The sequence below is a fragment of the Streptomyces sp. GL_148 genome, from assembly GCF_057834205.1.
In genome coordinates this window covers 7564631-7579203 of record NZ_CM174396.1, presented here as the reverse complement: position 1 = coordinate 7579203, position 14573 = coordinate 7564631, and the positions used below count along the sequence as shown (strand labels likewise).

The following is a 14573-nucleotide window of genomic DNA, read 5'->3' as shown; positions in this document are numbered from 1 at the left end:
TCAGGGGACCCCTTCGTGCCTGCCGCACTCCCGCTCGCCACCTTCGACCCCGACTCCGGCCTCGCCGTGCTCCGCACGCCGAACAGCGTGTACGCACTGCGCACCGGCCCCGACGGCAGCCCGCGGCACTTGTACTGGGGCGCACCGCTCGACACCGCCACGCTGTCCCTGCTGCCGGAGGCCGCCTCCCCCGCCGCGAGCAGCTTCGAGGCCGGGGCCGCGGCGGACGAGCTGGCTCCGCAGACCGGAGCGCGGTTCGGTCCGGCCGGCCTCCAGGTCCGCTTCGCCGACGGAACCAGCGGCGCCCAGTGGGAGTTCGCCGGACACCGCGTCGACGGCGGCGACCTGCGGCTCTTCCTCACCGACCGCCGGTACCCCCTGCGCGCGGAGCTCTGCTACCGCGTCCGGCCGGGCAGTGACGTCGTCGAACGCTGGGTGGAGCTCACGCACACCGGCGCCGGGACCGGGACCGGAGCCGATGCCGATGCCGATGCCGGGAACCGAGCCGAAGCCGGTCCGGTCACCGTCGACCGGCTGGACTCCGCCTCCTGGACGGCGCCGGCACTCGCCGACTACCGGCTCAGCCACCTCACGGGCGGCTGGAACAGCGAGTTCCAGCTGCACCGCGACCGGCTCCCCGTCGCCGAGACCGTCCTCACCAGCCGCCGCGGGCTCACCGGCCACCACGCCAGCCCCTGGCTCGCCCTCGACGACGGCACCGCGGCCGAGGAGCGGGGCGAGGTGTGGAGCACCGCCCTCGCCTGGAGCGGCAGTTGGCGCATCACCCTGCACCGCGACGCGGTGGGCCGCACCACCTGGACGGGAGGGTTCGGCCACGAGGGACTGCGCTGGACCCTGGAACCGGGGGACAGCCTGCGCACCCCCGTGTTCGCCGGGCTCTACACCCCGCACGGCTTCGGTGCGGCCAGCCGGGCCTGGCACGGCTACGTCGCGGACCACGTACTGCCGGAGCCCGGGCGGGAGCGGCCCGTCCTCTACAACTCCTGGGAGGCCACCGGCTTCGACGTCGACCAGGCCGGCCAGATCAAGCTGGCCCACCTGGCCGCCGGGCTCGGTGCCGAACTGTTCGTCCTGGACGACGGCTGGTTCGGCGCACGGCGCGACGACCGGGCCGGGCTGGGCGACTGGACCCCGCGCCCCGACGCCTTCCCCGAAGGGCTGCGCCCCCTCGCCGACGAGGTCCACCGCCTCGGGATGACCTTCGGTCTGTGGGTGGAGCCGGAAATGGTCAACCGGGACAGCGCGTTGTACCGCGCCCATCCGGACTGGGTCCTGCACTCCCCCACCCGGGAGGCGACCGAACTGCGCCATCAGCTGGTACTGAACTTCGCCCGGCCCGAGGTCGAGGCCTGGGCCCACCGCACCCTGGACGGCCTCGTACGCGACCACCGGGTGGGCTGGCTCAAGTGGGACGCCAACCGCGCCTTCACCGAGGCCGGCTGGGAGGGGAACCCCGATCCCGACCGGCTCTGGATCGACCACACCCGGGCCGTCTACCGCATCATGGACCGGCTGCGCGCCGACCACCCGGGCCTGCGCATCGAAGCGTGCGCGGGCGGTGGCGGGCGCGCCGACCTCGGCATCCTGGCCCGCACCGACCAGGCGTGGACCTCCGACAACACCGACCCCGTCGACCGGATCGCGATCCAGGACGGCTTCAGCCAGCTCTTTCCGGCTCGGACCATGGCCGCGTGGGTCACCGACAGCCCCAACGCGGTCACCGGCCGGCGCACTCCGCTGCGCTTCCGCTTCCACGTCGCCATGTCCGGCGCGCTCGGCCTCGGCGGGGACCTGACGGGCTGGTCCGCCGAGGAACTCGACGAAGCCGCCGCGCTCGTGGCCCAGTACAAGCAGATCCGCCCGCTGGTCCAGTACGGGATCCAGCACCGCATCAAGGGCGGGGACGGGGTGACTGCCGTCCACTACGCCGCCGGGGACGGCGGCGAGCACGCCGTGCTCGCCTGGCGGCCCGCGACCCGGTTCGGCCACCGGCCCGCCCCCGTCAAGCTGCCCGCACTCGACGCCGGCGCCCACTACCGGGACCCGGACCGGGACCAGGTGCACAGCGGCGCCGTCCTGGTCCACCGCGGCATCGAGCTCTCGCTGCCCGCCGGGGACTACGCGAGCCGGCTGATCCGGCTGCGCCGCATCACCCTCTGACCCCTGCGTCACCACGACCCGTACGCAGAGACCCGCACCCACTCACAGACACCTTGGACCGCACTGTGCACACTCAACACGTTCTGGTCGTCGGCATGGACGGCGTTCGGCTCGACCTGCTGCCGCAGCTGGACACCCCCCACCTCGACGAGATAGCCGACGCGGGATTCCTCGCTCCCGTCGAGATCGACGAGGCCACACCCACCATGTCCGGCCCCTGCTGGTCGACCATCGCCACCGGGGTCACCGTCGCCAAGCACGGGGTGTGGGGCAACCGGCTCGACGGAAACCGGCTCGACGTCTTCCCCGACTTCACCACCCGCCTGGCACTCGAGTGCGGCCGGCGGACCTTCGCCGCCGGCGGCTGGTCCCCCCTCTTCCTCGCCCAGCAGGGCGGCCCGCTCTTCACCGCCCCCAGCCGGCTGAGCTTCATCGCACCCCGCGCTGACACGCCGGAGGCCTGGGAGGAGGCCGACGAGGCCGTGACCGCCGAAGCGGCGCACGTACTGGGCTCCGGGGAAGAACTCCACGCCTCCTTCGTCTACCTCGGCGCCGTCGACGAGACCGCCCACTTCCTCGGCTGCGGCAAGGAGTACCGCCGGTCGATCGAGACGGCGGACCAACGCCTGGGCCGCCTCGTCAAGGCCGTGCGCGACCGCCCGGGCCACCCCGGGGAGCAGTGGACGGTCATCGTGGTGACCGACCACGGGCACCGTGACGAGGGGGGCCACGGGGGACGCAGCGAGCTGGAGCGCACCGCCTGGGTGGCCGCGTGCGGCCCCGGTCTGGCCGCCGGCGTGAGTCCGCCGACGGTCGGGCTCACCGATGTCGCCGCCCACGTCTACGCCGCCCTGGGCATCGGCCTGGACCCCCACTGGACCCTGGACGGGGCCCCCTTCACCGCCTGAACGGGCGGGCCGCCGGGGCCGGGGCGCCGGGCTGCTAACAGCGCCCCCGCTCCGGCTCCGGCTCCAGACGCCGCGCGCCCGCCGCCGGGGTGATGGTGAGGAGCCGCGGGAGCCGATGGCCCGCCGCGCCGAAGGCCGCCTTGACGGCGCCGCCCACCGCGTCCTCGCGCCCCGCCTCCACCAGCGCGATGACGGAGCCGCCGAAGCCGCCTCCCGTCATCCGGGCACCGAGTGCCCCGGCGCCCAGCGCGGCCGTCACGGCGAGGTCGGTCTCCCGGCAGGAGACCCGGTAGTCGTCGCGGAGCGACGCGTGACCGGCGTTGAGGATCGGGCCCAGGGCGGCCGCGTCGTCCGCCCGGAGCCGGGCGACGGCCTCGGTGACCCGGCCGTTCTCGGTCACCACGTGACGGACCAGCGGTACGAGTTCCACCGGGAGCTCGGCCAGGGCACCCGCGAGGTCTCCGGCGGGCAGATCCCGCAGGGCGCGCAGGCCGAGCAGCCCGGCCGCCCGTTCACAGCCCGCGCGCAGGGCCGCGTACGCCCCGTCGCCCAGGTCGTGGGAGACCCGGGTGTCGATCACGAGCAGTCCGAGCCCCTGGCCCGGGAGGTCGAGGGGCACCTGCCGGTGGTGCTCGGGGGTACGGGCGTCGAGGTGGAGGGCGGCATCGGTGGTGCAGCACACGGAGGCCATCTGGTCCGTGATCCCGCAGGGGACGCCGGCGAAGGCGTTCTCCGCCCGCTGGGCGATCCGGGCCAGTTCGGGCCCGGGCAGCCGCAGTCCGTACAGCTCGTCGTAGGCGACAGCGACCGCGCATTCCAGCGCGGCGGAGGAGGAGAGGCCCGCACCGGTGGGCACCGTGCTGTCGAAGTGGAGGTCCGCGCCACCGACCGGGTGGCCCGCCTCGGCGAGGGCCCAGACCACTCCGGCCGGGTACGCGGCCCAGCCCGGCGCGGGCCCGGGGGCCAGGGTGGCGACGGACAGTTCGGTGATCCGGCCGTCGCCCTGCGCACTGTGCAGCCGCAGCCGGCCGTCCGTACGGGCGCGGGCGGCGAGCAGGGTGGTCTGCGGGAGGGCGATGGGGAGGGAGAACCCGTCGTTGTAGTCGGTGTGTTCACCGATCAGGTTGACCCGGCCGGGCGCAGCCCAGATCCCGTCGGGGGAGCCGCCGAAGAGCTTCGCGAAGCCGGCCGCGGCCTGCTCGGTCCGGTTCACGCCAGGGCCTCCCGCAGTCGTCGCGCGGCCGTCTCGGGGGCCACGTCATTGATGAAGGCTTCCATCCCGGACTCCGTCCCGGCGAGGAACTTGAGCTTGTCGGGGGTCCTGCGGATGGTGAACAACTCCAAGTGCAGGGCCAGTTCCTCCCCGCCCGTGCGGGGCGCCTGGTGCCACGCGGAAATGTACGGGGTGGGGGCAGGTACGTGCAGCCGCTCCGCCTCCCGCTCCGGTACGGGGAACAACCGGTCGAAGCGGCGCAGCAAGTCGAGGTAGATGTGGGGGAATTCGGCCCGCTCGGCTTCGGTGAGGCAGGTCAGGTCGGGGACCCGGCGGTGCGGGTAGAGGTGGACCTCGTACGGCCAGCGGGCGGCGTAGGGCACGAAGGCGGTCCAGTGCTCCCCGGCCGTCACCACCCGTTCGGTGGCGGTGCGGGCCCCGGAGAGGAGGTCTTCGAAGAGGTTGCGGCCGGTGGCGGCGCGATGGGCCTGCGCGGCGGCCGTCATCTTGGCGGCGCGCGGCGTGACGAAGGGGAAGGCGTAGATCTGGCCGTGCGGATGGGCGAGGGTCACCCCGATCTCGGCTCCCCGGTTCTCGAAGCAGTACACCTGCTCGACACCGGGGAGGGCGGAGAGTTCCGCGGTGCGGTCGGTCCACGCGTCCAGCACCAGCCGGGCGGCTGCCGGGGTGAGGTCGGCGAAGCCGGCTTCGTGGTCGGGGGTGAAGCAGACGACTTCGCAGCGTCCGGCGTCGCCCGCGAGGGAGGGGAAGCGGTTCTCGAAGACGGCCACCTCGTAGTCGGCGGCGGGGATCTCGCTGAGCCGGCCGTCCCGGGAGGGGCAGAGCGGGCACTCGCCGGCGGGCGGGTGGTAGATCCGGTTCTGGCGGTGGGAGGCGATGGTGATCCAGTCGCCGGTCGCCTCGTCCCGCCGCAGTTCCGGCCGGCTGTCCACCGGATCGATCGGGCGCAGGTCGGGGGCGTCGCGCACGGCACCTTCGTCGGTGTCGAAGTAGATCAGTTCGCGGCCGTCCGCGAGTTTCGCGAGGGTCTTCTTCACGTAGCGAGAATAAACAGACTCCAACATGTTCCACCACCCCCACACCGGATTTCCCCCCAGACTCCAACAACATTGCCGTGTTATCTTGCTGCCTTCTGACCGATTCGCCGATTCCCGGGAGCGACCCGTGGCCGAGCAGGCTGCCCAACTGGCCCACCAGCGACGCGCTCTCATCCTGGACGCGGTCCGGCGCGAAGGAGCGGTGCGGGTGGCGGACCTCGTCGGGCAGTTCGGCGTCTCGGACATGACCGTCCGCCGGGACCTGGACGCCCTCGCCCGGCAGGGCCTCGTGGAGAAGGTCCACGGCGGAGCCGTCGCCCCGGCCGGGGCCAGCGGGCACGAGCCCGGCTTCGAGGCCAAGTCGGATCTGGAGGGCGACGCCAAGGCCGCCATCGCGGACACGGCCGCGACCCTAGTCGAACCGGGCAGCGTGGTCGCGGTCTCGGGCGGCACCACCGCGCACGCCGTCGCCGCCCGCCTCCTCGGGGTCCCGCGGCTCACGATCGTCACCAACTCCCTCCCGGTGGCGGAACTGGTGTGGGCCGACGGCCGCAGCCGTGGGGGCGACACCCCCACGCTGCTGCTCACCGGCGGCTCCCCCACTCCCTCGGCCGCCCTGGTCGGACCGCTCGCCGACCTGGCGATCGGCTCGCTCCACGTGGACCTGCTCTTCCTCGGCGCACACGGGGTGGCGCAGGGCGCCGGGCTGACCACCCCGAACCTCATGGAGGCCCAGACCAACCGGGCCCTGGTCGCCTCGGCGCGCCGGGTCGCCGTCGTGGCGGACCACAGCAAGTGGGGGGTGGTGGGGCTCAGCGGCTTCGCCGCGCTGCACCAGGCCGACTGGTTCGTCACCGACGCCGGCCTGCCCGCCGCGGCCCGCGCCGCCCTTGCGGAGGAAGTGGGCGAACTCCTCGTCGCGGGCGAGGAGCGGCCCTGAGTCCGGGCGCCCGGATCCGGCCGGGGGTACGGATGCGACCCGGGGTACGGATCCGGATCAGGCTCCGGGCTCCGCGGGTGCCGGTCCGGTGGTCGCCCGGATGACCAGCTCGGGGTCGAACAGCAGCTCCCCCGTGGGCACGTCCCGGTTGCTGACCAGCGCCAGTACGCTGCGCCCGACCTCCAGGGCCAGCCGGTCGGCGGGCTGGCGCACCGTGGTCAGGGGAGGGTCGGTGAACTCGGTGATGGACGAGCCGTCGTACCCCACGACCGATACGTCCCCGGGCACCACCCGGCCCTGCCGACGGATGCCCCGGATCGCCCCGAGGGCCATGTAGTCGCTGGCCGCCACGATCGCGGTGGCGCCCAGGGCGAGGAGCGGGCCGACGGCGGCCTGGCCGCCCTCCACCGTGTAGGACTGGCGGATCACCCACCGCTCCGGCTCCTCGATGCCCCGCTTGGCCATGGCCTCCAGGAAGCCCCGCACCCTGCGGTCCGCGGGCTGGTTGCCGGCCGGGCCGGAGGCCATCCCGATCCTGCGGTGCCCCAGCCGGTGGAGGTGGTCGACGGCCAGCTCCGCGGCGAGCGCGTCATCGGTGGAGAAGACCGGGGTCGCCACCCCGTCCGCGAACTCGCCGTTGATGCCGACGTACGGGACCCGGCGCTGGCGCAGCAGTTCGTACGTCTCGGTGTCGGCGCCCTCGACGGTGTTGGAGGCGGAGAGGAAGACGACGGCCGCGACGCCCTTGTCGACGAGCGCGGAGATGAAGTCCCGCTCCTGGACCCCGCCCGGGAAGGCCGGGCACAGAATGGTCTTGAGTCCGTGCGGGGCGAGCGCCGACTCGATGCGCTCGGCGACATCGGCGAAGAACGGGTTGGATACGAACTCGGTGATCACCGCGACCAGTTGGCCCTGGGTCTGCCGTTCGTAGCCGACTTCCGCCATGGCCTGTTCGACCGCGTCCCGGGTCTTCTTCGACACGCCCTGGCGTCGGTTGATCACCCGGCTGACGGTCGCCTCGCTGACCTGGGCGCGAGCGGCGACCTCGGTGATCCCGACCTTCATCGCGGTCCTTCCGTGATCGTGAGCGATACCAGACCGCCGCGCGGTACCACCAGCGAGCGTGCCCCCTCCGGCAGGTACGACGGCGGACCGTCCATGATACGGCCGTCGGGCCCGTGGACCACTCCCCGGATCCGGCCGCCGCCGCCCAGCACCTCGACCATCACCCGGTCCCGGTCCGAGCCGTTGACCAGGTCGAAGCGGCGGTACGCGGCGAAGTCCAGCGGCACGACCCGGTCCCCGTGCACGCTCAGCAGGCAGTGGTCCCCGGCGCTCGCCCGCACCAGCGGGTACAGCTCGTCGGGCCGGCCCGGCTCCACCTCCCCGTCCAGCAGCAGCTCCCGGTGGAGCCGCCACCGCCCCAGCCAGAACCCGACCGCCTCCCGGTGCGCCGTCGGCAGCCTGTCCAGCCGTACGGAGATCTGCGGCACCGAGTGCAGGGCACCGATCAGCTGCCGGGCCACCGCCTCCACGGGCGCCTCGGGCGACCACAGGAGCATGTCGCAGTGGACGGCCCCGCCGACGGCGAGCAGTGCGGTGTCCAGGGTGCGGACCCGGTTCGCGGTGGCGTCCGCCGGGCAGTCGAAGGAGCGCAGCATGTTGCCGAAGGGGGCCATGCCGGGGCCGGTGTAGGGCTGGCGCAGTTCCAGCAGCACGCCGGGGCGTACGGATTCCAGGGCCGCGCGCAGTTCCGTCAGCAGGGTCACCATGGCCACTCCGACGTCTCCCGCGCCGTCGCCCGCGTACACCATGGCCTGCTCGAGGAAGTCGAGCTTCAGTCCGTCGAGCCCGTACGCGCGGACGAGCCGGGTGCAGAGCCCGACGACGTGCGCGCGCACCTCCGGGCGGCGGGGGTCGAGCACGTGCGCGCCTGGCACGGTGGCGGGGGCGGGCGCGCAGGAGGCCCAGCGGTCGTGGCAGGCGGCTGCGGAGCCGAGCAGCAGGGGCGCGACCCAGGCGAGGTAGCTCAGCCCGTGGGCCCGGACCCGGGCCACGTGCCCGGCGAAGTCGGGGAACTTGACCCGGTCGGGCTCCCAGTCCCCGCAGCCGGCGTAGCCGCGTCCGTGGCCCCCTTCCTGCCAGCCGTCGTCGAGGATCAGTGCTCCGCAGCCGAGTCCGGCGGCCAGTTCGGCCTGGGTTTCGACGGCGGGGGCGCTGACGTCCTGGTTGAAGGCGTACCAGGTGGAGTAGACGGGGGTGCGGGCCCCGTCGGGCACCGGCGCGGGGGCGAGCGCGGCGTCGAACCAGGAGCGCAGGGCCCGCATGGCCCGTGCCACCGAGGGTGAGCGGGGGACGAGCAGGATCCGGTGGGCCCGGCGCGCGGCGGGCAGGCGGAGGTGGACGACGTGGGTGTCGTTCTCCTCGGAGACCCCGAAGCGGAGCGCGGCCTCGGGTACCGGGTCGGTCGCGGCGAAGGTGAGGAGGGTGGCGCCGCCGTGGTCGTAGAGGCAGCCGGCGGCGTGCCCGTCGACCAGCGAGACCCGGGAGCGGCCCTCCCAGTCGGCGAGGAGGGTGCGCCGCCAGCCGCCCTGCGGGTGCCAGTATCCGGCGGCGTCGCCCAGCGGCACGGAGAAGCGGATCTCGACGGGGGCGCCGTCGGCCCGTACCTCCAGCATCCGCAGCCCGTCGGGGAGTTCGGCCAGGGTCCAGACCGGGTGGACGCCGGGGGCGTGGGCGAGGACGGCGAGCGAGACCCCGTCGAGCAGCGGCTCTTGCGGGGCGGGCGCCAGCCCCGCGGTGGTGACGGGCTCGGCAGTGGTCACGGTCACTCCTTCACGGCGCCGGCGAGCAGGCCGGACACGAACTGGCGCTGGAGCGCGAGGAATACGAGGGCCATCGGGATCGCGGCGGCCGCGGTTCCGGCGAGGATCGCTCCGTAGTCGGTCTCGTCGAGGCCCTGGAGGGAGGCGAGGGCCACGGGGACGGTGAAGGTGGCACTGTCGCGCAGGACGATCAACGGCCAGATGAAGTCGTTCCACTGGTACAGGAAGAGGAAGATGGCCAGGGCCGCCAGCGCCGGTTTCATGGGCGGGAGCACCACCTTCCAGAACAGCCGCAGTTCGCCGCAGCCGTCCATGCGCCCCGAGTCGAGGAGTTCGTCGGGGAGCGCGGCCATCGACTGGCGCATCAGGAAGATGCCGAAGGGCAGGGCCAGGTTGGGCATGATCACGGCCTGGTACGTGCCCAGCCAGCGCAGTTCGGCCATCAGCTGGAAGAGCGGTACGAGGGTGACCTGGGCGGGGACCACGAGCCCGAGCATCAGCAGTCCGAACAGCGGCTCGCGGCCGCGGAAGCGGTACTTGGCGAAGCCGTAGCCGGCCAGCGTGCAGACGGCGCCCGCACACAGGGTGTAGATCACCGCGATGAGCAGGGAGTTGAGGACCACCCGGCCGAAGTGCGCGGTGTCCTGGAGCGTGTGGAGGTTCTCCGCCAGGTGGCCGCCGGGCAGCAGCGGCGGCGGGCTGTCGAAGATCTCCCCGGAGCTGTGCGTCGCGGCGACCACGAGCCAGTAGAAGGGGATCAGGACGGCGGCCAGGGCGATGGCGAGTCCGGAGGTGAGCAGGATGCTCCTGCCGCGATGTCCGGCGGTGGTCATGACTTCTCCCCCAGGAAGCGGAACTGGATCACGCCGAGGAGGCCGATGAGCACGGCGAGGGCGTAGGCGATGGCGGAGGCGTAGCCGAAGTCGAAGTACTTGAAGGCGTTCTGGTAGACGTACACCCCGATGGTCAGGGTGGCGTTGTCGGGGCCGCCGCCGGTGAGCACGTACGGCTCGTCGAAGATCTGCAGGGTGCCGATGGTGGACAGCACCGTGGTGAGCAGGAGCGCGGGCCGCAGGCCCGGCAGGGTGACGTGGCGAAAGGAGCTCCAGGCGCCGGCCCCGTCCACGGCCGCGGCGTCGTAGAGCTCGGCGGGCACGGACTGCAGGCGGGCGAGGAGGATCACCGCGTTGTAGCCCGTGTAGTGCCAGGTGAGTGCCAGGCCCAGGGAGACCTTCGCCCACAGGGGGTCGGTCAGCCACGGCGACGGGTCCAGGCCGAGGAGCCCGGTCAGCCAGTTGACCAGGCCGTAATCCTTGTTGAGCAGGACGGAGAAGACGATCCCGTAGGCGACCAGGCCGGTGACCATCGGCAGGAAGAAGCCGAGCCGGAAGACGGCGCGGGCGCGCAGCGTCGTGGAGTTGAGGGCCACGGCGAGTCCGGTGGCGAGGGCCAGCATGACCGGCACCTGGACGGCGAGGATCACCGCGGTGTTCTTCAGGGCGGTCCAGAACAGCGGGTCGTGGAGCAGCCGCGTGTAGTTGTCCGCACCGACGAACCGGTCGGTCCCGCCGACGGACTTGTGGAGGCTGATCACGAAGGACCGGCCGATGGGGTAGAGCTTGAAGGCGGCGAAGAGGAGCAGCGCGGGCAGGACGAAAAGGTACGGGGCCGCGCGCCGGCGCGCCCTCGGCCGCCGGGCCGTCCCGCGCGCGGGGACGGCCCGGGCCTCGCTTCCGGTGAGTGTGGTGGAGGTGGCGGTCACCGGGAGACCTTGCGTCCGGTCTGCCGGCCGAGCTGGTCGGCGGCCTCGCTCAGCACCTTCGCCGGGTCGGCGCCGCTCAGCAGCACCTTGGTCTGGGCGTCGGTGACCAGCTTGAGGGCCCGTGCGTAGTCGGCGGTGTAATTGAAGGCGGACGAGGGGGCCTTGAGCGCCTCGAGGAAGACCTCGCCCTTCTTCTGGCCGCCGAAGAAGACGGACGGCTCGTGGAAGACCGCGTCCTCGTACGCCTTCATCAGGGCGGGGGCGATCCCCTTGCCCCGGTAGATCTGCACCTGGGAGGCCGGGCGGGTGAGCACGAACTCGATGAAGGACCAGGCGGCGGCCTGGTGCTTGCTGCCGCCCGCGACGGCCAGGTGGGTGGAGTTGACCGTGGCCGCGGTGGAGCCGCCCCGACGCACGGCCGGGGGCAGCCGGACCTTCCACTTGCCCGCCTCCTGGGGCACCTGCTCCTCGATGATGCCGCCGAACCACGTGGGCATGGGCAGCACGGCGGCGGTCCCCTGCTTCAGGGAGCTCATCAGGGCGTTCCAGCCTCCGGCGAGGTCGCTGACCAGGCCGGCGTCGTTCATCGTCTTGATGAGCGTCATGGCCTTCACGGCCTCCGGGGAATCGAGCGTGATGTTCCCGGCGAGGTCGAAGTAGAAGGCGCCCTGGAGCTGGAGCAGCATCTGGAAGAAGTTCGCGGCGTCGGCCTGGGAGGCGGGCTTGTCGATGCCCAGCAGGTGGGCGCCGGTCTTGCTCTTGATCTCCTTGCCGGCCTCGATGGTCTCTTCCCAGGTCTGGAGGGCGCCGGCGTCGACCCCTGCCTTCTCGAAGAGGTCGGCCCGGTAGTAGAAGCCCGCCGAATTCGCCTCCCAGGGAAGGGCGTTGACGCGCTTGCCGTCGGGAGACACCGTCTGCCACATGCCCTGGGCGAACTCGTCCCGGTAGGCGTTCGCGCCGAGCGGGCCGAGGTCGGCGAGGCCGCCGGGGAACTTCTCCACGTAGCCGGGCAGGTAGTCGACGCCGATGTGCGGGACGTCGGCGAGCCCCTGCCCGCCGGCCGCGAGCCCGGTGGTGATCTTGTCCCAGATCGCCGGGTTGCCGATGTCCTCGACCGTCACCTCGATCCCTGGGTACTTCTTGTTGAACTCCGGGACGAGGGCCTTCATTTCGGCGGCTGGCCCCTGCCAGGACCAGACCGTGATCCGGCCCTTTTCCTTCTCCCCCGCAGCCCCTCCCTGGCTGCCGGCGCCCTCGGCGCCGGTGCCGGAGCAGGCGGTCAGGCCGGCGAGCGACCCTGCCCCCACGGCGATGGCCCCAACCGTCCGCAGCACTCTCCGACGTTCCAGTTCCATACCTGACCCACCCCTGCTCGCACCGTTGCGGAAGCCGACTGGCCAGGACTGTAGCGACGCCTACTTCTCACTTGCAAGAGTTCGATGAAATCTTTCAGTTTGATCGTGCACTGGATCCTGAAAAGACCATTGCAAACCCTCAACCACGGTTGCTAGCGTGCCGCCCGCTCCTCCCGCTCCGCCGGTCCTGCCCGCCCTGCCCGCCCCGCCCACACAGAGGAGAACCCGATGACGCGTTCCCGCGTGCCACTCCTGACCGCCCTCGCCCTGCTCCTCCCACTCACCCCGCTCGCCCTCGGCGGCGCGGCCGCAGCCGCGCCCGCAACCACCCCCGCACCCGCCGCGCCCGCCTTGCTGACCGTCACCAACCCCGGCTTCGAACAGGGGCGCACCGGCTGGCGGTTCACCTCCGGCACCGGGGTCGCCACGAACTACCCGCACGGCGCGGCGCGGCTCGCCTACCTCGACGGCGGGGCGGGGAAGAAGGTGTCCCAGACCGTGACGGCCACGGGCCCGGGGACGTACGACATATCCGCCTGGATCGCGACCGGCGGCCCGAACGGCCGCTACACCGCCCGCGTGAACGGCGCGGTCGCCGCCACGCTCACCCTGCCCAGCGCCTCGAACTACCGGCGCTACACGCTCAGCCGGATCGCTCTCACCCCCGGCGACACCCTGGAGATCGCCTTCGAGTCCGGGGACGCCTGGGTCAACGCCGACGACGTGATGCTCTCCCCCGCCTCTCCCGCGGACCCTCGGGTCAGCTCCTCCGACCCGAAGATCGTCGAGATGTTCGACTGGTCCAAGCGCAAGGCCAACAGCTGGGTCCACCTGCCGGGCACCCGGGGCCCGCTCAACGTGGACGAGAACCGCACCGGTGGCAGCGGCAACGGCACCTACGCCGCCTCCTACTGGGCCGGCTACGCCAACCGCAGCGGCTACTACTCGCGCGACATGGCCCACCAGTTGTCCGGCGCCGGCGTGCTCGCCCTGCACGCCGAGAACAAGTCGATGCTCCGCTCCTTCGCCGCGTCCGCGACCCCGGAGCACAAGTACTACCCGGCGTGGGCCTTCAACTTCGACACCTCGACCTACCTGTCGATCGACTACAAGAGCCCGACCGACTTCGTCCGCGAGGTGCCCGCCACCTTCGAGCTGGTACAGAAGTCCGAGGAGGCGTACCGCTGGAGCGGGGACCGCGCCTACCTCGACGATCCGGCCCTGTGGAACTTCTACCGCCGCGCCACCGACGAGTTCGTCACCCTGCACGACGGGCTCAAGGACAACGGCGCGATCGAGGTGGCCGAGGGGACCGGCCAGGGCATCTTCCAGGGCACCGCCAGCTACAACGAGCAGAGCAGCGAGCCGCTCGCCGAGGCGGGCGACGCGATCGGTTCCCAGTACCAGGCGTACCTGGCGATGGCCTCGCTCGCCCGCTCCAAGGGGGACGGCGCGCTCGCCGACCGGTACGAGACCAAGGCCCGTGACCTCAAGGCGTACTTCAATTCCACCTGGATCGGGGCAGGTTCGGGCTCCGCCATGGTGCGCGGCTACACCACGGACGGACGCGCCCTGACCGGCTGGGGCAAGGAGAACAGCTGGTTCATGCCGATGAAGCAGATCATCGACCCCGGTCCCCGCCGGGAGGCCTACCTGGACTACATCGACCAGCAGGCCTCGGGCCCGGGCCGCCCCTCCAACATCGAGGCCCTCACGTACCTCCCCGACACGTTCTTCCGGAACAACCGCAACGACACCGGCTGGAAGTGGATGAAGGACGTCTACGACCACAAGGACATCCAGCACGTGAACACCAAGCAGGGCACCAACGGGGACTACCCCGAGGTCTCCTTCACCCTGCTCGGCCAGACCGTCGAAGGCCTGCTGGGGGTCACCCCCGACGCACCCGCGCACACCCTGAGCAGCGGGTCCCGGCTGCCCTCGGGCATGGACTGGCTGCGGATCGACGACCTGCGGATCGGTGACTCGGCCTTCGCCCTGCGCCACGACGGGGCGACGAAGTCCACCCTCACGCACACCTCGGGCACCTCCCCCTACACCTGGGAGGCCCGCTTCCCCGGCACCCACGCCACCCTCACGGTCGACGGAGTGCCCCAGCCGGCCCGCACCAAGGTCGTGGACGGGGTGACGTACACGTACGCCACCCCGACGGTCGCCCCGGGCCGCACGATCACCGTCCAGGCGGGCTGACACCGGATCAGACCGCGGGCCCCGACCCCGGCCCCGACCCCGGCCCCGGCCCGGACCCCGGCTCCACCCCTCAGGCGCACCGCGGATCGGTCCCGGTGCGCCTGGGGGGGCAACGCGCCG

At 72.5% G+C, this 14573-nt stretch carries 11 protein-coding genes; 4 read left to right on the top strand and 7 right to left on the bottom strand.

Annotated features, from left to right (window positions below; all coding sequences use genetic code 11):
• Positions 1 to 15 precede the first annotated feature (15 nt).
• Together AC3IYI_RS34250 and AC3IYI_RS34245 are read left to right on the top strand one after the other, a co-directional pair.
• Positions 16 to 2181, top strand: coding sequence for an alpha-galactosidase (locus AC3IYI_RS34250; RefSeq protein ID WP_489407319.1), 2166 nt, complete (start codon positions 16 to 18; stop codon positions 2179 to 2181).
• Positions 2182 to 2246: 65 nt separating this feature from the next.
• Positions 2247 to 3089 carry an alkaline phosphatase family protein gene (locus tag AC3IYI_RS34245; RefSeq protein ID WP_489407318.1) on the top strand — a complete coding sequence of 281 codons (843 nt, stop codon included), beginning with the start codon at positions 2247 to 2249 and terminating at the stop codon, positions 3087 to 3089.
• A 34-nt stretch (positions 3090 to 3123) separates the two neighbouring features.
• Here AC3IYI_RS34245 and galK read toward each other — a convergent pair whose 3' ends face one another.
• Entirely contained in the window at positions 3124 to 4302 is a 1179-nt protein-coding gene (gene galK, locus AC3IYI_RS34240; protein WP_489407317.1) for a galactokinase, read from the bottom strand.
• Entirely contained in the window at positions 4299 to 5360 is a 1062-nt protein-coding gene (galT, locus tag AC3IYI_RS34235; RefSeq protein ID WP_489407316.1) for a galactose-1-phosphate uridylyltransferase, read from the bottom strand. Before galT ends, galK begins: the two co-directional genes overlap by 4 nt.
• Before the next feature lie 127 nt (positions 5361 to 5487).
• On the opposite strand from galT, the gene AC3IYI_RS34230 reads away from it, so the two are divergent.
• Positions 5488 to 6300 carry a DeoR/GlpR family DNA-binding transcription regulator gene (locus AC3IYI_RS34230; protein WP_489407315.1) on the top strand — a complete coding sequence of 271 codons (813 nt, stop codon included), beginning with the start codon at positions 5488 to 5490 and terminating at the stop codon, positions 6298 to 6300.
• 57 nt (positions 6301 to 6357) lie between these two features.
• On the opposite strand, the gene AC3IYI_RS34225 is transcribed toward AC3IYI_RS34230, so the two are convergent.
• Genes AC3IYI_RS34225 through AC3IYI_RS34205 form a run of 5 tightly spaced genes read right to left on the bottom strand, consistent with a single transcriptional unit; the run spans position 6358 to position 12221 of the window.
• On the bottom strand, positions 6358 to 7365 hold the full coding sequence (locus tag AC3IYI_RS34225; protein WP_489407314.1) for a LacI family DNA-binding transcriptional regulator: 1008 nt from the start codon (positions 7363 to 7365) through the stop codon (positions 6358 to 6360).
• On the bottom strand, positions 7362 to 9125 hold the full coding sequence (locus AC3IYI_RS34220) for a glycoside hydrolase family 36 protein (RefSeq protein ID WP_489407313.1): 1764 nt from the start codon (positions 9123 to 9125) through the stop codon (positions 7362 to 7364). The genes AC3IYI_RS34225 and AC3IYI_RS34220 overlap by 4 nt, the downstream gene beginning before the upstream one ends.
• 2 nt (positions 9126 to 9127) lie before the next feature.
• Positions 9128 to 9958, bottom strand: a complete 831-nt coding sequence (locus tag AC3IYI_RS34215; protein ID WP_489407312.1) for a carbohydrate ABC transporter permease — start codon at positions 9956 to 9958, stop codon at positions 9128 to 9130.
• Positions 9955 to 10887: a carbohydrate ABC transporter permease gene (locus AC3IYI_RS34210; protein WP_489407311.1), complete on the bottom strand. Its 933-nt coding sequence runs from the start codon at positions 10885 to 10887 to the stop codon at positions 9955 to 9957. The genes AC3IYI_RS34215 and AC3IYI_RS34210 overlap by 4 nt, the downstream gene beginning before the upstream one ends.
• Positions 10884 to 12221, bottom strand: coding sequence for an ABC transporter substrate-binding protein (locus tag AC3IYI_RS34205; RefSeq protein WP_489407310.1), 1338 nt, complete (start codon positions 12219 to 12221; stop codon positions 10884 to 10886). The genes AC3IYI_RS34210 and AC3IYI_RS34205 overlap by 4 nt, the downstream gene beginning before the upstream one ends.
• Before the next feature lie 249 nt (positions 12222 to 12470).
• Between AC3IYI_RS34205 and AC3IYI_RS34200 the strand changes: the two genes are divergently transcribed.
• Positions 12471 to 14453, top strand: a complete 1983-nt coding sequence (locus AC3IYI_RS34200; RefSeq protein ID WP_489407309.1) for a carbohydrate-binding protein — start codon at positions 12471 to 12473, stop codon at positions 14451 to 14453.
• Positions 14454 to 14573 lie beyond the last annotated feature (120 nt).

Coding starts and splice junctions, on each gene's coding strand:
- AC3IYI_RS34200 (WP_489407309.1), top strand. CDS start 12,471: ATGACGCGTTCCCGCGTGCCACTCCTGACCGCCCTCGCCCTGCTCCTC.
- AC3IYI_RS34215 (WP_489407312.1), bottom strand. CDS start 9,958: ATGACCACCGCCGGACATCGCGGCAGGAGCATCCTGCTCACCTCCGGA.
- AC3IYI_RS34225 (WP_489407314.1), bottom strand. CDS start 7,365: ATGAAGGTCGGGATCACCGAGGTCGCCGCTCGCGCCCAGGTCAGCGAG.